Here is a 17,401-nt window from a genome sequence, read left to right as displayed (position 1 = left end):
CGGCGGGTCATCGCCGGGATGTCATGAAGGGCGGGCACCCCCGAGCGGTGCCCGCCCTTCCGTGCTGCCGACTGCCTCGGTGCCGCCGACGCCTCGTTGCTACCGACGCCTCGGTGCCGCCGATGCCGTGCTCCGGACCGGGTGCCGTCGACTCCGCACTCAGTCGCGCGAGTTGCCGAACAGGATGCGGTAGGCGATCAGCAGGACCAGCGAACCGCCGATGGCCGCGACCCAGGTGGCGCCGTCGTAGAAGCTCTTGCTGATCGGGTGGTGCAGCCAGCGGGCTGAGATCCAGCCGCCGATGAACGCGCCCGCGATGCCGATCAGGGTCGTACCGATGAAACCGCCGGGGTCGCGGCCCGGCAGGAGGATCTTGGCGATGGCTCCGGCCAGCAGTCCCAGAATGATCCAAGCGATGATGCCCATGCCGTGAACCTGCCCTTCCGCGCTGTGTCCGCACTGTCCGGCGCCTGAGAATCCGGTGAGGACTCGCTGTCCACGCGCGCGTGGTCCGTGCCGTTGTCGATGAAGAGGACGTCAGGAGCCCACCCCGCGGTTGCCGTGCTCGGCCCGACTCGACGCCCGCGCGGCAGGGCCGTCCCGGGACGTTCCCGATCGTGCTACAGGGCCGGTGCGGTTCCGCCCCTACGAATGATCGGCTGATACTGATGGCAGCAGGCATGCCGGCGTGCGACCCGAGAGGTACCGATCATGAAGGTGTTCAACCTGCTGCTCAACATCCTGTGGCTGATCTTCTGCGGCCTCTGGATGGCGATCGGCTACCTGATCGCCGCGGTCATCTGCTTCGTCCTCATCGTCACGATCCCGTTCGGCATCGCGTCCCTGCGCATCGCCGGGTTCGTCCTGTGGCCGTTCGGCCGGACCGCCGTGGAGCGCCCGGGTGCCGGTGCGGGGTCGTTCATCGGGAACGTGATCTGGGTGATCTTCGCGGGGTGGTGGCTGGCGCTGGGTCACCTGATCACGAGCATCCCGCTGTTCCTGTCGATCATCGGTATCCCCTTCGGGTGGGCGAACCTGAAGCTGATCCCCGTCTCCCTCATGCCGCTGGGACGCGAGATCGTGGCCACGGACCAGGGCTTCGGCGGACGCTGATCCACTCCCTCGGGACCGGGCTCCCGGCCCGCGCGCCCTCAGTGCGGCCGGCCCGCCATGTTCTCGAGCCGGGCGATGCGCTCCGCCATCGGGGGGTGGGTGGAGAACAGCTTGCTCATGCCCTGACCGGCCCGGAACGGGTTCGCGATCATCATGTGGCTGGCGGTCTGGATCTGCGGCTCGGGCGGCAGCGGGAGCTGCTGGGTGCCGGTCTCCAGCTTGCGCAGGGCACCGGCGAGGGCGAGCGGGTCGCCGGTGAGCTGGGCGCCGGAGGCGTCGGCCTCGTACTCACGGGAGCGGCTGATGGCCAGCTGGATGAGGGTGGCGGCCAGCGGTCCGAGGATCATGATCAGGAGCATGCCGAGGAGGCCGGGGCCGTCGTCGTCGTCCGAGCGGCCGATCGGGATGATCCAGGCGAAGTTCACCAGGAACATGATCACTGAGGCGAGCGCGCCGGCTACCGAGGAGATCAGGATGTCCCGGTTGTAGACGTGGCTGAGCTCATGGCCGATGACGCCGCGCAGCTCTCGTGGGTCCAGCAGGCGCAGGATGCCCTCGGTGCAGCACACGGCGGCGTTGCGCGGGTTGCGGCCCGTCGCGAAGGCGTTCGGGGCCTCCGTGGGCGAGATGTACAGGCGGGGCATGGGCTGACGGGCCTGTGTGGACAGCTCGCGCACCATCCGGTACAGCGCCGGGGCCTCGAACTCGCTGACCGGGCGGGCACGCATCGCGCGGAGGGCCAGCTTGTCGCTGTTCCAGTACGCGTACGCGTTCGTGCCGAGGGCGATCAGGACCGCGACGACCAGGCCGGCACGGCCGAAGAAGCTGCCGATGAGGATGATGAGTGCGGACAGCCCCCCGAGGAGTACTGCGGTCCTGAGCCCGTTGTGCCGGCGGTGCACCGTGCGCCCTCCAAGTCGTGCAGCTGGGGAACACTTTGGTCCAGTGGACCCTCCCGCTTGTGACAACGCCAGGCGGCAGCCGTGAGTTCCCTGGTGGGTGCGGGCGCGCGCCGGGGCCGGACGGGTGAGGGGGCGCTCCGGCCGGGTGACGGCGACGCGCACGTCCACGCGCGCGTGGAGGCCATGGGTGGCTCACCGCACGCATGAAGGTCGCCGCGGGTGGCCCATGCACGGCATGGAGGCCACGAGTGGCTCACGCGCGCGTGAAGCTCGACGCAGGTGCTCACGCGCGCGTGGCCGGGCCGAGTGGCTCACGCGCGCGTGGCCGGGCTCAGAACAGGCCGGTGGCGGCGAAGCGGAGGACCAGCTGGGGTGCTCCGGACAGGGCGACGCCGAGTACGCCGGTGAGGGCGAGGGCCGCCGTGAGGGGGGCGGGGACGCGGTGCCGGGCGGGCTCGCCCTCGGGGGCGCGGAACAGCAGGGCCGTCCATTGCAGGTAGTAGAAGAGGGCGATCACCACGTTGACGGCCATGACGACGGCGAGCCAGCCGAGGCCCGCGTTCACGGCCGAGGAGAACACGATGACCTTGGCGAACAGCCCGATGACGCCCGGCGGCAGCCCCGCCAGGCACAGCAGGAAGAACGCCAGCAGGAGCGCGGTGACCGGATTGGCGGCGTACAGGCCCCGGTAGTCGGCGATGCGGTTCAGGGCCCGGCTACGGCCCACCACGGCGGCCACCGCGAACGCGCCGAGGTTCACCGCGCCGTACATCAGCGCATAGGCCACCGTGGAGCCGATCGCCTTCTGCGGGTCCTTGGCGTACCCGGCGGCGGCGATCGGCACCAGCAGGTAGCCGGCCTGTCCGACGGAGGACCAGGCGAGCAGCCGTACGGCGCTGTACGCGCGCGTGGCCTGCTGGCGCAGGGCGCCGACGTTGCCGACGGTCATGGTGAGCGCGGCCAGGACGGCGAGCGCGGGACCCCAGACGTCGGCGTACGACGGGAACGCGACGACGGTGACGAGGATCAGCCCGGAGAAGCCGACCGCCTTGCCGACGACCGACAGGTACGCGGCGACGGGCAGCGGCGCGCCCACGTAGGTGTCGGGCACCCAGAAGTGGAACGGGACGGCGGCCGTCTTGAAGGCGAAGCCGATCAGGGTGAGGACGACGCCGGCCTGGGCGAGCGTGTGCAGCTGGCCGCCGACGTGGGGCAGGCGCTGGGCGACCTGGGTGAGGTAGAGGGTGCCGGTGGAGGCGTAGACGAAGCTGACGCCCATCAGGCTGACCGCGGTGGCCGTCACCGAGGACAGGAAGAACTTCAGGGCCGCCTCGGAGGACCGCTTGTCGCCGTGCCGGATGCCGACCAGCGCGAACGCGGGCAGGGAGGCGACCTCCAGGGCGACGATGAGCGTGGCCAGGTCGCGGGAGGCGGGCAGCAGGGCGGCGCCCGCCGCGGAGGACAGCAGCAGGAACCAGAACTCGCCCGGCGGGACGCGCCGCCGGTCGTCGTCGAGGTTCGTCACGGACAGCAGGGCCGCGAGCAGCGCGCCGCCGAGGACGAGGAACTGGATGACGAGCGTGAAGTGGTCGGCGGTGTAGCTGCACGCGCGCGTGGCGCCGGTCACGCAGAAGGTGCTGCGGTCGCCGTCGAGGAGCGGCAGCAGCATCAGCGCGGCCACGGCCAGTCCGGCCACGGAGATCCAGCCCAGGACGGGCTTGCGGGCCTCGGGCAGGAACAGGTCGGCGACCAGGACGACGAGTCCGGCCGCGGCGGCGATGGCCGGCGGCGCGACGGCGAGCCAGTCGACGGACTGGACCAGCGACTCGGCGAGGGGCTGGGCGCTCATCGGGTGCCTCCTGCGAGGAGCTGGTGCACGGCCGGGTCGGTCAGGCCGAGCAGCGCCCTCGGCCACAGTCCGGCGACGACGGTGAGGGCGACGAGCGGGGTCCAGGCGGCGAACTCGTAGCCGCGGACGTCGGCGAGCTTCGGGACCTCCTGCTCGACGCCGCCCATGCAGACGCGGCGGACCACGATCAGCATGTACGCGGCCGTCAGCAAGGTGCCGAACGCGCCGATCGCCATGAAGGTGAGGAACGCCGGCCGGCTGAGGTCGGCCGCGGGCCTGAACGCGCCGAACAGGGCCAGCATCTCGCCCCAGAACCCGGCGAGTCCGGGCAGTCCGAGCGAGGCGACGGCGCCGAAGGCGAGCAGGCCGCCGAGCCGCGGCGCCCTGCCGTACAGGGCGAGGCCCGTCTCCTCTGCGAGGGTGTCGAGGTCGGTCGTGCCCGTGCGGTCCTTCAGCCCGCCGACCAGGAAGAACAGCAGGCCGGTGATCAGGCCGTGGGCGATGTTGGCGAACAGGGCGCCGTTGACGCCGGTCGGGGTCATGGTGGCGATGCCCAGCAGGACGAAGCCCATGTGACCGACGGAGGAGTAGGCGATCAGCCGCTTGAGATCGCCCTTGGCGCCCCGTTTGGCGAGGGCCAGGCAGGCGAGCGACCCGTAGATGATCCCCACCACGGCGAACGCGGCGAGGTACGGCGCGAACGTGTGGAAGCCGTGCGGCGCGACCGGCAGCAGGATCCGGACGAACCCGTACGTGCCCATCTTGAGCAGGACACCGGCCAGCAGGACCGAGCCGACGGTCGGTGCGGCGGTGTGGGCGTCGGGCAGCCAGCTGTGCAGCGGCCACATCGGCGACTTCACCGCGAGTCCGATCCCGATCGCCAGAACGGCGATGACCTGCACGGACGCGGTCAGTGGCCGGCCGTTGTCAGTGGCGAGTGCCACCATGTCGAACGTGCCCGCCTTGATTCCGATCAGGAGCAGGCCGAGCAGCATGACGACGGAGCCGAGCAGTGTGAACAGGATGAACTTCCACGCGGCCCGGGTCCGGCCCTCGCCGCCCCAGCGGGCGATGAGGAAGTACATCGGGATGAGCACCATCTCGAACGCGAGGAAGAACAGCAGCAGGTCGAGGACGGCGAAGGTCGCGAGCGTCCCGGACTCGAGCAGGAGCAGCAGCGCGACGAACGCCTTCGGGGACCCGCCCTTGGGCGGGTTGAAGTAGGAGTACAGCGCGCAGAGGAAGGTCAGCAGCGCGGTCAGGACGACGAGGGGGAGGGAGATGCCGTCGATGCCGAGGTGGATCCGCACGTCGAGCGCGGGGATCCAGCTGATGTCGGTCGTGGCCTGCATCCTCGACGGATGGCCGTGGTCGAAGCCGAGCGCGAGGACGATCGCGGCGACGAGGATGGCACCGGTCACGGTCACGCCGTGCCGCAGCACGGCCTGCTCGGGCGACTTCCCCTTCAGACCGGGCGGGGCCGGGAGGAGGGCGGCGACGGCGCCGAGGAGCGGGCCGACGACGGTGAATGCCAGAAGGAACTGCATCACGGACTCGTTGATCTCGATCACGCCTGCTCACGCTCCCGTGGCGACGAGGACGACGGCGACCGCCAGGACGACGGTGCCGGCGAGCAGCGCGCTCACATAGGTCTGCACATTGCCGGTCTGCGCACGCCGTACGGCGGCCCCGAGCAGCCGGGGCAGGGCGGCCGCGCCGCGTACGTAGGTGTCGACGACCTCGCGGTCGAGGAACCGGACGAGGCTCGCTCCGGCCTGCACCGGGCGGACGAACAGCGCCGAGTACACGGCGTCCAGGTGGAAGCCGGCGGCCGCGTGGCGGCGCAGCGGGCCGAGCAGCAGCCGCGCAGGGTCCGCGGGGTCGGGCGCGTAGGCGATGTCGCCGTAGGCCGGCTCGTGGGTGGCGATGGCCTCGGCCTCGACGAGTCCGGCGTCCTCCTCCGGGTGGGCGGCGACCGCGCCCAGCGGGACCCGGGCGGCGAGCCGGGTGGTGCGCTGCCAGGCGCCGTAGGTCAGCAGCCCGCCGACCAGGGCGAGGCCGGTGCCGAGGATGGAGGTGAGCAGGGTCGGGGTCAGGTCGCGGCCGTCGAACCAGCCGGGCAGCGCGCGGTAGGCGAGCCCGCCGAAGGCCAGGGAGGGCACGGCGAGGACCCACAGGACCACGGTCATGGTCAGCGGCTGACGGCCGTGGTCGGGGGCCTCGGTTCCCCGCCCGCGGAAGGCCAGCAGCCACAGCCGGGCCGCGTAGGCGGCGGTGAGCAGGGCGGTGACCAGCCCGGCGACGAGAACGATCCAGCCGGCCGCGCCGGGGGCGTGGTCGGTGTGCCCGTCGGCCACCCGCTCGGCGGCGCCGAGGACGGACTCCTTGGAGAAGAAGCCGCTGAAGGGCGGGATCGCGGCGAGCGCGAGCAGGGCCACCGTCATCGTCCAGTAGGCGTCCGGGATGCGGTCCCGCAGGCCGTGCATGCGGGACATGGCGGCCAGGGAGTTGGTGCCGGCGGCGTGGATGATCACGCCGGCCGCGAGGAAGAGCAGCGCCTTGAAGGCGCCGTGGGACAGGAGGTGGAAGACGGCGGCACCGCGGTCGCCGACGGCGAGGGCGCCGGTCATGTAGCCGAGCTGGCCGATGGTCGAGTAGGCGAGGACGCGTTTGATGTCGTCCTGGGCGAGCGCGGCGAGCGCGGAGCCGGCCATCGTGACGGCGGCCATGACGGCGAGGACGGTCATCGCGGCCCGGGAGGCCTCGAAGACGGGGAGGAGACGGGCGATGAAGTAGACGCCGGCGGCGACCATCGTCGCGGCGTGGATCAGCGCCGAGACGGGCGTGGGGCCCGCCATCGCGTCCGGGAGCCAGGTGTGCAGCGGGAACTGCGCCGACTTGCCCGCGACGCCCGCGAGGAGCAGCAGGGCGATCACCGTGGGGTGGTGCAGGTGTCCGCTGGCCACGGCGCCGAGGACGCGGGTGATGCGGAAGGACCCGGCGTCGCCGGCGAGCGCGAACAGGCCGATGAGGAACGGCACGTCGCCGAGCTTGGTGACGAGGAAGGCCTTCAGGGAAGCGGCGCGGGCCTCGGGGGTCTCCCAGTAGTGGCCGACCAGGAAGTACGAGCAGATGCCCATGACTTCCCAGCCGACCAGCAGCACGATCAGGTCGCCGGAGTAGACGACCAGGAGCATCGCGGAGGTGAACAGGGAGACGAGAGCGGCGTACGAGGGGTAGCGCGGGTCGTCGCGCAGATAGCCCGTGGAGTAGATCTGCACGCAGGCGGCGACGAACGCGACCAGGACCGCGACGAGCGCGGCGAAGCCGTCGATGTGCAGCGCCAGTTCGATCGGGACCGAGCCGGTGGGCGTCAGTTCGGTGTGGCCGTCCACGGCCTGTCCGCCGCCCTGGCGTACGGCGACGAGCGCGGCCAGGACGAGCGAGACCAGCGGCGGCAGCACGGCGAGCGGGCGGACGAATCCGGGCGCGGTGCGGCCGAGCAGCAGTCCGGCCGCGGCGCCGAGGAACGGCAGGAGGGGGACGAGGACGGCGAGGGTGGTCGTGGTCACGCGGTGGCCTCAGCCTTCTCGGCCGCCGAGGTGCCCGGTCCCTCGGTGCCGGGGCCCTCGGCGGTGTCGCGGAGCTTGTCGATGTCGGAGGTGCCGCGGTTGCGGTAGACGGCGAGCACGATGGCCAGGCCGATGCCGATCTCGGCGGCGGCGATGGCGATGGCGAACAGGGTCAGCGCCTGGCCGGAGTGCAGGGTGTCCTTCGCGGCCCGGCTGAGCCAGACGTCGAAGGCGACGAGGTTGAGGTTGACGGCGTTGAGCATCAGCTCGACCGACATCAGGACCAGGATCGCGTTGCGGCGGGCGAGGACGCCGTACAGGCCGGTGCAGAACAGGAGGGCGGAGAGCACGGCGGGGTAGGCGAGGTGCATCAGCGGGCGCCTTCCTGCTCGACCGGGTGAATTCCGGAATCCGTGACGGAAGGGGAACTCTCGGTGACCGGCCGGGAGTTCACATCAGGAGAGCCCGGCTCCGTCTTCGCCTTGCGGGACAGGACGATCGCGCCGACCAGCGCCGCGAGGAGCAGCACGGACAGGGCCTCGAAGGGCAGCACCCAGTTCCGGAACAGGCTCTGACCGGTGACCCGGGTGGAGCCGGCGGCCGGTCCGCTCAGGTCGACCCAGGTGGTGCGGAAGGCGTCGACGACCACCCAGACCAGGGCGACGGCCGAGGCGATCGCGACGGCGAGGGCGGCCCAGCGGTTGCCGGAGTCGGCGTCCGGTGAGCGGCCGATGGGGGCCTTGGTGAGCATGAGACCGAACAGAAGGAGGACGACGACGGAACCGACGTAGATCAGGACCTGGACCCAGGCGATGAACTCGGCCGTGAGCAGCAGATACTCCACGGCGAGGCCGCCGAGCGCGACCACCAGCCACAGGGCGGCGTGCACCAGCTGGCGGGTGGTGACGGTGACCAGCGCGGCGCCGAGGGTGACCAGGCCGACCAGGACGAAGGCGATCTCGACGCCGGCCGGGGACAGGAAGCCCGGGTGGGCGGCGGTCGCGAGGGTGGCGTGCCGGGCACCGGCGAGGTTCACGGCCGGGCCGAGGCCGACGGCTGCGGCGGGGCTCACGACTCGCCTCCCTGCGGCTCCTGCGGCTCCTGCGGTTCGGCCTGCGCGGCCGCCAGCTTCTCGGCGGTCTTGCGGGCCGCGGCGATCTCCTTGGGCTCCTCGGCGGCGGGGTCCAGGGCCGGCGGGGCCGGGACGGTCCACATCCACTCGCGCAGCTTGTCCCGCTCGTGGGTGAGATCGCGGATGTCGGTCTCGGCGTACTCGAACTCCGGGGACCAGAACAGCGCGTCGAAAGGACACACCTCGATGCAGATACCGCAGTACATGCACAGGGAGAAGTCGATGGCGAACCGGTCGAGGACGTTACGGCTGCGCTCCCGGCCGCCCGGGGCGGCGGGCGGGACGGTCTCCTTGTGGGAGTCGATGTAGATGCACCAGTCCGGGCACTCGCGGGCGCAGAGCATGCAGACCGTGCAGTTCTCCTCGAACAGGCCGATGACACCGCGCGTGCGGGGCGGCAGTTCGGGCTGGGCGTCGGGGTACTGCTCGGTGACCGTCTTCCGGGTCATCGTCCGGAGGGTGACGGCCAGGCCCTTGGCGAGGCCGCTGCCAGGGATGGGGGCCACTAGGAGATCACCACCTTGACGATGCCGGTGAGGGCGATCTGGGCGAGGGAGAGGGGGACGAGCAGGATCCAGGACAGCTTCTGGAGCTGGTCCTCGCGCAGGCGCGGGTAGGTGACGCGGAGCCAGATGACGAGGAAGGCGAGGATCGCGGTCTTCAGCAGGGTCCACAGCCAGCCCAGGCCGTCGTGACCCCAGGGGCCGTGCCAGCCGCCCAGGAAGAGGACGGTGGTCAGGCCGCACAGGACGACGATGCCGGCGTACTCGGCGAGGAGGAACAGTGCGAAACGCAGGCCGGTGTACTCGGTGTACGCGCCGAAGATGATCTCCGAGTCGGCGACGGGCATGTCGAACGGCGGCCGTTGCAGCTCGGCGAGCCCGGCGACGAAGAAGACGACGGCGCCGGTGATCTGCCACGGCACCCACCACCAGTGGAAGGCGTGCAGGATGCCGGGCAGGGAGACCGTGCCCGCCGCCATGGCGACCGAGGCCGCGGCGAGCAGCATCGGAAGCTCGTAGGCGAGCAGCTGGGCGGCCGTGCGCAGACCGCCGAGCAGGGAGAACTTGTTCGCGCTGGCCCAGCCGGCCATGAGCGAGCCGAGCACGCCCACGCCCATCACGGCGAGCACGAAGAACACTCCCGCGTCCAGCACCTGGCCGACGGCGCCCTCGCTCGGGCCGATCGGGATCGCGAGCAGTACCAGGAGGTACGGCAGCAGGGCCACGGCGGGGGCGAGCTGGAAGACGCGGCGGTCGGCGCCGGCCGGGACCACGTCCTCCTTCTGCGCGAACTTCACACCGTCCGCGATGAGCTGGGCCCAGCCGTGGAAGCCGCCCGCGTACATCGGGCCGAGGCGGCCCTGCATGTGGGCCATCACCTTGTGCTCGGTCTGGCCGACGATCAGCGGGAAGGTGAGGAAGACCACGAACACGGCCAGAAGTCGCAGGGCGACGTCCAACGCGCCGTTCACTGCGTGCCTCCTGTGGGATCGGGGTCGGGGTCGTGGGGGTCACCGGGTCCGGGCTTGGGGGCACCGGGTCGGGGGGTGGGCTCATCGCCGCGTTCGGGTGCTGGGTCGCCGGGTTCGGCAGCGGAGTCCCCGGGTCCGGGGGTGGGGGCATCCGGTTCGCCAGCAGAGTCCCCGGGTCCGGGCCTGTGGGCGCCCGGTTCGGCGGGTGCGGGGCTGTCGGGGGCGGGCTGCCCGGAGGAGCCACGCGACGCCTCCGGTTCCGACTCCTCGGACCACGACTCCGGTCGCTGGGCCTCCGGCTCCGGCTGCTCGGACCGCGGCTCCGGTCGCTGGGCCTGCGGCTCCGCCTGCTCGGACCGCGGCTCCGGTCGCTGGGCCTGCGGCTCCGCCTGCTCGGACCGCGGCTCCGGTCGCTGGGCCTGCGGCTCCGGCTGCTCGGACCGCGGCTCCGGTCGCTGGGCCTGCGGCTCCGGCTGCTCGGACCACGACTCCGGTCGCTGGGCCTGCGGCTCCGGCTGCTCGGACCACGACTCCGGTCGCTGGGTCTCCGGCTCCGGCTGCTCGGACCGCGGCTCTGGTCGCTGGGCCTCCGGCTCCGGCTGCTCGCCCTGCTGTTGTGGCGCGGCCTTCGGTTCCGAGGCCGAGCCCGGCTCCTCGCGCCGCGGCTCCGGTCGCTGGGCCTCGCGCTCGGGCTGCTCGCCCTCCGGCTCCGGCTGCCCCTCCTCCCTCTCCGGCTGCTCGAAGGCCGGGCGGGCGTGGTGCCAGGGGGCGTCCGAGCTGCGGGGGGTGATGGGGCGGCGGGGCGGGGCGGCCGGGTTCGACGGTGTGTGCGGCTGGGCTTGGTCCGCGGGCTGCGGCTGCTGCTCCGGGTTCGGGGTCCGGGCCTCGGCGCGCTGGGACGCCGAGCCCTCGGAGGTGCTGCGGGCGCGGCGCGGACGGGGCGCCGGGGTGGGCTCGTGGGCCACGGAGGCCTCGGCGGCCGGACCTTCCGGCGCGCCCTGGTCCGCCTGGCTTCCGGTCGCGGCCCGCTCCCGGGTCTGGCTGGCCGAGCCCTCGCTGGCGCTGCGCATCCGGCGCGGACGCGCACCGGAGGCCCCGGCGGCACCAGCTGCGCCGGCACTCGCCCCAGCGGCACCACCGGCAGCGGCACCGGCGTCGGCCGCACCGGCTGCAGCCTCCCCGGTACCGGTCGTCTGGCTCGCCGAGCCCTCCGCTGCCGTGCGGGTGCGCCGTACCGGACGCTCCGGGCGCTCGCCGGCCGTGCCCGCACGCGCGGGGCGTTCGCCCGCCGGGCGGCCGGCGCCCCGGGCCGGACGGGCCGGGGCAGGGGGGAGCTGGCCCTTGAGGGGGCCCCACTCGTTGGGGTCCGGCACACCCGGGGGCAGCATCTGGCGGCGCTTGGGGCCGCCGTGCTCGGACTCGCCGGGTTCCTTCGCGCCGGGCCAGGCCTTGGCCACGCGCGCGGCGAGGACGAAGTCCTTGCGGAGGGGATGGCCCTCGAAGTTCTCGGGGAGGAGGAGGTGCTGCAGGCCGGGGTGGCCCTCGAAGCGGACGCCGAACATCTCGTGGGTCTCGCGCTCGTGCCAGGCGGCGCCCGCGTAGACGCCGACGGCGGAGGGCAGTACGGGCGCGTCGTGCGGGACGGTCGTACGGACGAGGAGCCGGCGGACCGGCGAGAGGGCGACGACGTGCGCGGACACGCGAAAGCCCGTGCCCGGTTCGTCGACCGCGCTCAGCCAGTCGAAGTAGGTGCAGCCCAGGGTCGTACGGGCCGTCTCCAGGGCGGTGAGCCAGGACGACGCGGGCACGTCGACGGTCAGGAGGTCGTACGCCTCCTCGGCCGTGGCGTCAGGGCCGAAGAGGTCCTCGGCCGGGGCGGGCAGCCAGCCGGCAGTCACGGGGCATCACCTTCGGCGGCCGGTACCGGGGGCTTCACCAGGTCGCTGGTCAGGGCGGCCGCGGACGGGCGTACCTCGCCGTACCGCTCCCCCAGCGACTCGCGGGCGATCTTCTCCTGGAGCTTGAGGATGCCCTGGAGCAGCGCCTCGGGGCGCGGCGGGCAGCCGGGCACGTACACGTCCACGGGGATGATCTGGTCGACGCCCTTGGTGACGGAGTAGGAGTCCCAGTAGGGGCCGCCGCAGTTGGAGCAGGCGCCGAAGGAGATGACGTACTTGGGTTCCGGCATCTGCTCGTACAGGCGTTTGACCGCCGGGGCCATCTTGTCGGTGACCGTGCCGGAGACCACCATCAGGTCGGCCTGGCGCGGGCCCGGCGCGAACGGGATCACGCCGAGGCGGATGAAGTCGTGGCGGGCCATCGACGCGGCGATGAACTCGATCGCGCAGCAGGCGAGGCCGAAGTTGAAGACCCACAGCGAGTAGCGGCGGCCCCAGTTCAGGATCACCTTCATCGGCTCGGGGGCCAGCCGGGCCAGGGCGCCCAGCCTCTTGGGCTCGGGCAGGTACACGGGCTCCGGGTTCACGTCCATGCCAGGACGCCCTTCTTGTATGCGTACAGCAGGCCGACGGCGAGGAAGCCGAGGAAGAGGAACATCTCCACGAGGGTCGTCGCGCCGTAGCCGGGGGCGGCGAAGACCGTCGCCCAGGGGAACAGGAAGATCGAGTCGACCGCGAAGATCACGTACAGGAAGGCGTAGACGTAGTAGCGGACCTGGGTGTGGGCCCAGCCCTCGCCGACGGGGTCGACGCCGCACTCGTAGGTCAGCAGTTTCTCGGGGGTCGGCACGACCGGCCGCAGCAGCCGGCCCGCGCCGAAGGCGACCGCGACGAACAGCACGCCGACGAGGGCGAGCAGGCCCACGACCGAGTAGGACCGGAAGTAGCCCGCCGCGATGACGTGCGCCGCGGCGGCCGTCGAGTCCCCCAACGTCTCCCGCACCGTCGTCCCTCGCTCCCTGACCTCGTGACCTGACGCATTCTGCGATGCGTGTGATTCGACGATCTGTACGCACGGGAGTCTAGGCCCTGATAAAGAGGCGGTAAGCAGCCAGTCACGCCATGAGACACGCCATGGGGCGGGCGGCGCGGAAAACGCGGCCCGCGCGGGGTGGGGTTTTCCCCCGTCGGCGGAGGGCGGCGTACCGCATGGCGCGCGGAGCCCCGGGCACGGCAGGCTGACCGTTATGACCGCTACCAGCTCAGCCGTCGACCGGACCGACGGCACCGACCGTCTGCCTCCGATCCGGCCGGCGTACGACGCGCACACGTGGAAGGAGATCCTGTATCTCCTGCTGAACCTGCCGGTGACGGTGTTCGGCTTCGTCTACGCGATCACCGTGCTGTCCGTCGGCGGGTCGCTGACGATCACCGTCGTGGGCCTGCCGCTGCTCGCGGCGAGCCTCCTGGGCGCCCGGCAGCTGGGGAAGCTGGAGCGGGCCCGCGCGCGGTGGCTGCTCGGGGTGCGGGTGGAGGAGCCGACACCGCTGCCGTTCGCGAGGAGCGGCGGGCCGGCGCAGCGGCTGTGGATGGCGCTGAAGGATCCGGTGGGCTGGCGGACGCTGCTGTACGACCTGATCCGGCTGCCCTGGGGCATTCTCACCTTCTGCACGGTGCTGACCTCGCTGTTCGTGCTGTGGCCGGTGCTGCCGTATCTCGCGCGGGGGCTGACGAACGTGGACCGTTTCCTGGTGCGCGGGCTGCTGTCGCCGTCGGACGAGCTGGAGCGCCGTATCGCCGAGCTGGAGTCGGACCGGGGGGTCGTGGTCGACACGGCCGCCGCCGACCTGCGGCGCATCGAACGGGACCTGCACGACGGGGCGCAGGCCCGGCTGGTCAACCTGGCCATGGGGCTCGGTCTGGCCAAGGAGAAGCTGCTGGAGGACCCGGACTCGGCGGCGGCGATGGTGGAGGAGGCGCACGGCGAGGTGAAGCTGGCCCTGCAGGAGCTGCGCGATCTCGCCCGCGGCATCCACCCGGCCGTACTCACGGACCGGGGTCTGGACGCGGCCCTGTCCTCGGTCGCCACCCGCTGCACGGTGCCGGTGAAGGTGACCGTGGACCTGCCGGACCGCCCGGCCCCGGCCATCGAGGGCATCGCCTACTTCACCGTCTCCGAGCTGCTGCAGAACATCAGCAAGCACAGCCGGGCCCGGTCCGCGTCCGTCGACGTGTGGCGCGCGGAGGACCGGCTGCTCATCCAGGTCCGGGACGACGGCCGGGGCGGCGCCCGCCTGGAGGGCGGCACCGGCATGCGCGGCCTCGCGGACCGCCTGGGCGCGGTGGACGGCCTGTTCGTCCTCGACTCACCGCAGGGCGGCCCCACTGTGGTCACGGCGGAACTGCCGTGGCGGGACCGGGGCGAGTAGGCGGGTAACCGGGTGGCAGGAGGCCCGCGTCCGGACCGGGAAGCGGACGGCTCCGCGCCCGGCTACGGCGGTCGCAGCTCTCTCGCTCACGCGGTCCCTTCCCCCCATGCAGCCCCCCGCCCATGCAGCCCCCCGCCCATGCAGTCCTCTCGCGCATGTAGCCCCCTCGCCCCGGGCAGCCGACCGCACCGGCAACCCCCGGCGCCGGCCGACAGGGCCGGCCGGTGCCGGAGGCAAGGGGTGGGGAAAACCCCCGCTCCAAGACGCCGACGGACTCCATGGCCCGGCAGGCCCGGCCGCACGAGTCTGGAGACACGGCTGAAGCGCCGCTGGGACGAGAGGAACGGGACGGGATCGATGGCCACGGAGTACGGGCACGGGTACTACGGGTACGGGCCGGAGGACGACGAAGCCGCCGGCCCCCGTCATCGGCTGCCCGCCGCACTGCGGGCGCCCTTCGAGGCGCGCAGCTGGCGCGAGTTCGGCTATGTCCTGCTGAGCCTGCCGATCTCGGTCATGCTGTTCACCTGGACGGTGACCATGGCCTCGCTCGGCGCGGGCCTGCTGGTGACCTTCCTCGGCGTCCCCGTGCTCGCGGCGGCGCTGGCCGGCTGCCGGGGGTTCGCGGCGCTGGAACGGGCGCGGGCGCGCGGCCTGCTGCGGCTGGACGTGGCCGAGCCCGAGCCGCTGCGGACGCGCGGGCCGGGACCGCTGGCCTGGATGGGCGCGGTGCTCAAGAGCGGCGCCTCGTGGCGGAACCTGCTGTACGCGCTGGTGCAGTTCCCGTGGGCGGTGTTCTCGTTCTCGGTGGTGGTGAGCCTGTGGACGACGGGCTGGGCGCTGCTGACGTACCCGCTGTGGTTCTGGGTCTTCCCCGCGTACGCCGGCCAGGGGGGCATCCAGCTGTACGGCGACGCGCATCACAGCGTCTATCTCGACAACCCCTTCGAGATCACCGTGACCGCGCTGGTGGGGCTGGTGTTCACGCTGGTCACGCCGTGGATCGTACGGGCGCTGACGACGGTGGACGGGCTGCTGGTGCGGGGGTTGCTGGGGCCGTCGTCGCTGTCGGAGCGGGTGGTGGAGCTGGAGTCGGACCGTGGCGTCGTGGTCGACACGGCCGCCGCCGACCTGCGGCGCATCGAGCGGGATCTGCACGACGGGGCTCAGGCCCGGCTGGTCAACCTGGCCATGGATCTGGGCCTGGCGAAGGAGAAGCTCGGCGAGGATCCGCAGGCGGCGGCGCGGATGGTGGAGGAGGCGCACGGCGAGGTGAAGACGGCGCTGCAGGAGCTGCGCGATCTCGCCCGCGGCATCCATCCGGCCGTGCTGACCGACCGGGGTCTGGACGCGGCGCTGTCCGCGGTCGCCTCCCGCTGCACGGTGCCGGTGCGGGTGGACGTGGACCTGCCGGCCCGGCCGGCCGCGGCCATCGAGGGCATCGCCTACTTCACGGTCTCCGAGCTGCTGCAGAACATCAGCAAGCACAGCCGGGCCCGGTCCGCGTCCGTCGACGTGTGGTGCACGGAGGACCGGCTGATGGTGCAGGTCATCGACGACGGTGTGGGCGGCGCGGACGTCTCCCGCGGCTCGGGCCTGGCGGGCCTCGCCGGGCGCCTGGACGCGGTGGACGGCGTGCTCGTGGTGGACTCCCCGGCCGGCGGCCCGACCCGGGTGATCGCGGAACTGCCCTGGCGGCCCTGACACCGGACGCGCGGCTCAGTCCCCCACGCGGGCGCAGAGGCCGCGCACCCCCGGGGCGCGCCTCCGATCCCCGCCCGTTCCGAGGACCGGCCTCTCCCCGGAGGGATCCGCGGGCGGCGCGTACCGAATGCTGGAATGCTTGACCCCCGTACGGACGTACGTCGTCGTGGAGCGGGATCGGGCATGGGGGGCCGGAAGATCGTGGAGGACAGGGTGCGGGTGGTCATCGCCGAGGACTCAGTGCTGCTCAGGGAGGGCCTGACCCGGTTGCTGACCGACCGCGGGCACGACGTCGTGGCCGGCGTCGGCGACGCGGAGGCGCTGGTGAAGACCGTCGCCGACCTGGACGCACAGGGCGAGCTGCCCGACGTGGTGGTGGCGGACGTACGGATGCCGCCGACGCACACCGACGAGGGCGTGCGGGCGGCCGTACGGCTGCGGAAGGCGCATCCGGGGCTCGGGGTGCTGGTGCTGTCGCAGTACGTGGAGGAGCGGTACGCCACCGAGCTGCTGGCCGGCTCCAGCCGGGGAGTGGGCTATCTGCTCAAGGACCGGGTCGCCGAGGTGCGCGAGTTCGTGGACGCGGTGGTGCGGGTGGCCGGGGGCGGTACGGCGCTGGACCCCGAGGTGGTGGCGCAGCTGCTCGGCCGCAGCCGCAAGCAGGACGTGCTGGCGGGGCTGACGCCGCGGGAGCGCGAGGTGCTCGGGCTGATGGCGGAGGGCCGCACGAACTCGGCGATCGCCAAGCAGCTGGTGGTCAGCGACGGCGCCGTGGAGAAGCACGTCAGCAACATCTTCCTGAAGCTGGGTCTGGCTCCGAGCGAAGGGGACCACCGGCGTGTTCTGGCCGTGCTGACCTATCTGAACTCCTGACCGAACGACACTGTGTCAGCGGGGCGTCAGACGGTCCGGCTTCTGTGGAAGGCGGGTACCCGGAAGGAAGACCGGAGGAGGCAACCGGGACAGGACGCCCCACGTCGGCGTCGTGCCGACCCGAAAGCGCCCGCAGCAGGACGCACAAGCGCTACGGGCCGACTCGAATTGCCGTCCAATCCGTGGATCGCCTCGGGAAGGCGACCCTAACCGACGTAGGGTTGATCCTGGGATGGTCCGTGGGACGACCGGCCCCGGACAGCCGCCTCGAAGGAGGTCCAGTTCAGTGACCAGCCAGGTCAGCAGCCAGGCGGAGCAGGCCGACGGAGCCGTCGTCGGAGAGCAGCGCAAACCGGGTGGCGCCAAGGATGTCCGGCGTCTGGATCGGGTGATCATCCGGTTTGCGGGGGACTCGGGTGACGGTATGCAGCTCACGGGTGACCGGTTCACCTCGG

The 17,401-nt window shown here is 72.4% G+C and carries 16 protein-coding genes; 4 read left to right on the top strand and 12 right to left on the bottom strand.

Going from position 1 to position 17,401, the window contains the following annotated elements; translation table 11 throughout:
- Positions 1-159: 159 nt before the first annotated feature.
- Positions 160-426 carry a GlsB/YeaQ/YmgE family stress response membrane protein gene (locus tag ACGFZN_RS28015; RefSeq protein ID WP_330338361.1) on the bottom strand — a complete coding sequence of 89 codons (267 nt, stop codon included), beginning with the start codon at positions 424-426 and terminating at the stop codon, positions 160-162.
- A gap of 285 nt (positions 427-711) precedes the next feature.
- Here ACGFZN_RS28015 and ACGFZN_RS28010 point away from each other — a divergent pair, with 285 nt between their 5' ends.
- Complete coding sequence (locus tag ACGFZN_RS28010) at positions 712-1,113, top strand: YccF domain-containing protein (RefSeq protein ID WP_393861269.1); 402 nt, start codon at positions 712-714, stop codon at positions 1,111-1,113.
- Positions 1,114-1,151: 38 nt separating this feature from the next.
- On the opposite strand, the gene htpX is transcribed toward ACGFZN_RS28010, so the two are convergent.
- The 11 genes from htpX to ACGFZN_RS27955 all read right to left on the bottom strand — a co-directional run bounded on the left by htpX (position 1,152) and on the right by ACGFZN_RS27955 (position 12,943).
- Positions 1,152-2,015: a zinc metalloprotease HtpX gene (gene htpX / locus ACGFZN_RS28005; protein WP_393861268.1), complete on the bottom strand. Its 864-nt coding sequence runs from the start codon at positions 2,013-2,015 to the stop codon at positions 1,152-1,154.
- 331 nt (positions 2,016-2,346) lie between these two features.
- Complete coding sequence (locus ACGFZN_RS28000) at positions 2,347-3,864, bottom strand: NADH-quinone oxidoreductase subunit N (protein ID WP_393861267.1); 1,518 nt, start codon at positions 3,862-3,864, stop codon at positions 2,347-2,349.
- Positions 3,861-5,435 carry an NADH-quinone oxidoreductase subunit M gene (locus tag ACGFZN_RS27995; RefSeq protein ID WP_393861266.1) on the bottom strand — a complete coding sequence of 525 codons (1,575 nt, stop codon included), beginning with the start codon at positions 5,433-5,435 and terminating at the stop codon, positions 3,861-3,863. The genes ACGFZN_RS28000 and ACGFZN_RS27995 overlap by 4 nt, the downstream gene beginning before the upstream one ends.
- A 6-nt stretch (positions 5,436-5,441) precedes the next feature.
- Positions 5,442-7,436 (bottom strand): NADH-quinone oxidoreductase subunit L, encoded by a 1,995-nt coding sequence (locus ACGFZN_RS27990; protein WP_393861265.1) that lies wholly within the window; start codon positions 7,434-7,436, stop codon positions 5,442-5,444.
- Complete coding sequence (gene nuoK / locus ACGFZN_RS27985) at positions 7,433-7,807, bottom strand: NADH-quinone oxidoreductase subunit NuoK (protein WP_393861264.1); 375 nt, start codon at positions 7,805-7,807, stop codon at positions 7,433-7,435. Before nuoK ends, ACGFZN_RS27990 begins: the two co-directional genes overlap by 4 nt.
- Complete coding sequence (locus tag ACGFZN_RS27980) at positions 7,807-8,472, bottom strand: NADH-quinone oxidoreductase subunit J (protein ID WP_393861442.1); 666 nt, start codon at positions 8,470-8,472, stop codon at positions 7,807-7,809. Before ACGFZN_RS27980 ends, nuoK begins: the two co-directional genes overlap by 1 nt.
- A 32-nt stretch (positions 8,473-8,504) precedes the next feature.
- Complete coding sequence (locus ACGFZN_RS27975; RefSeq protein ID WP_393861263.1) at positions 8,505-9,074, bottom strand: NuoI/complex I 23 kDa subunit family protein; 570 nt, start codon at positions 9,072-9,074, stop codon at positions 8,505-8,507.
- Positions 9,074-10,042: an NADH-quinone oxidoreductase subunit H gene (locus ACGFZN_RS27970; RefSeq protein ID WP_393861262.1), complete on the bottom strand. Its 969-nt coding sequence runs from the start codon at positions 10,040-10,042 to the stop codon at positions 9,074-9,076. Before ACGFZN_RS27970 ends, ACGFZN_RS27975 begins: the two co-directional genes overlap by 1 nt.
- The gene (locus ACGFZN_RS27965; protein ID WP_393861261.1) at positions 10,039-11,940 is read right to left on the bottom strand and encodes an NADH-quinone oxidoreductase subunit C; all 1,902 of its coding nucleotides are present in this window, start codon (positions 11,938-11,940) and stop codon (positions 10,039-10,041) included. Before ACGFZN_RS27965 ends, ACGFZN_RS27970 begins: the two co-directional genes overlap by 4 nt.
- Complete coding sequence (locus ACGFZN_RS27960) at positions 11,937-12,533, bottom strand: NADH-quinone oxidoreductase subunit B family protein (protein WP_360149747.1); 597 nt, start codon at positions 12,531-12,533, stop codon at positions 11,937-11,939. Before ACGFZN_RS27960 ends, ACGFZN_RS27965 begins: the two co-directional genes overlap by 4 nt.
- Positions 12,524-12,943, bottom strand: coding sequence for an NADH-quinone oxidoreductase subunit A (locus ACGFZN_RS27955; RefSeq protein ID WP_330338372.1), 420 nt, complete (start codon positions 12,941-12,943; stop codon positions 12,524-12,526). Before ACGFZN_RS27955 ends, ACGFZN_RS27960 begins: the two co-directional genes overlap by 10 nt.
- 244 nt (positions 12,944-13,187) lie before the next feature.
- Here ACGFZN_RS27955 and ACGFZN_RS27950 point away from each other — a divergent pair, with 244 nt between their 5' ends.
- The 3 genes from ACGFZN_RS27950 (at position 13,188) to ACGFZN_RS27940 (ending at position 16,946) form a co-directional block, all read left to right on the top strand.
- Positions 13,188-14,369 carry a sensor histidine kinase gene (locus tag ACGFZN_RS27950; protein WP_393861260.1) on the top strand — a complete coding sequence of 394 codons (1,182 nt, stop codon included), beginning with the start codon at positions 13,188-13,190 and terminating at the stop codon, positions 14,367-14,369.
- 357 nt (positions 14,370-14,726) lie between these two features.
- Positions 14,727-16,073, top strand: coding sequence for a sensor histidine kinase (locus ACGFZN_RS27945; protein ID WP_393861259.1), 1,347 nt, complete (start codon positions 14,727-14,729; stop codon positions 16,071-16,073).
- A 183-nt stretch (positions 16,074-16,256) separates the two neighbouring features.
- Positions 16,257-16,946: a response regulator transcription factor gene (locus ACGFZN_RS27940; protein ID WP_360574669.1), complete on the top strand. Its 690-nt coding sequence runs from the start codon at positions 16,257-16,259 to the stop codon at positions 16,944-16,946.
- The last annotated feature ends 455 nt before the right edge of the window (positions 16,947-17,401 follow it).

It is taken from the genome of Streptomyces sp. NPDC048192 (assembly GCF_043202415.1).
Lineage (GTDB): Bacteria > Actinomycetota > Actinomycetes > Streptomycetales > Streptomycetaceae > Streptomyces.
The sequence above is the reverse complement of the archived record's forward strand: the minus strand, read 5'-3'. Positions and strand labels throughout refer to the sequence as shown.

Excerpts from the sequence above, each read along its gene's own strand:
- ACGFZN_RS28015 (WP_330338361.1), bottom strand. The coding sequence starts at position 426 with ATGGGCATCATCGCTTGGATCATTCTGGGACTGCTGGCCGGAGCCATC.
- ACGFZN_RS28010 (WP_393861269.1), top strand. The coding sequence starts at position 712 with ATGAAGGTGTTCAACCTGCTGCTCAACATCCTGTGGCTGATCTTCTGC.
- ACGFZN_RS28000 (WP_393861267.1), bottom strand. The coding sequence starts at position 3,864 with ATGAGCGCCCAGCCCCTCGCCGAGTCGCTGGTCCAGTCCGTCGACTGG.
- nuoK (WP_393861264.1), bottom strand. The coding sequence starts at position 7,807 with ATGCACCTCGCCTACCCCGCCGTGCTCTCCGCCCTCCTGTTCTGCACC.
- ACGFZN_RS27960 (WP_360149747.1), bottom strand. The coding sequence starts at position 12,533 with ATGGACGTGAACCCGGAGCCCGTGTACCTGCCCGAGCCCAAGAGGCTG.
- ACGFZN_RS27950 (WP_393861260.1), top strand. The coding sequence starts at position 13,188 with ATGACCGCTACCAGCTCAGCCGTCGACCGGACCGACGGCACCGACCGT.
- ACGFZN_RS27945 (WP_393861259.1), top strand. The coding sequence starts at position 14,727 with ATGGCCACGGAGTACGGGCACGGGTACTACGGGTACGGGCCGGAGGAC.
- ACGFZN_RS27940 (WP_360574669.1), top strand. The coding sequence starts at position 16,257 with ATGGGGGGCCGGAAGATCGTGGAGGACAGGGTGCGGGTGGTCATCGCC.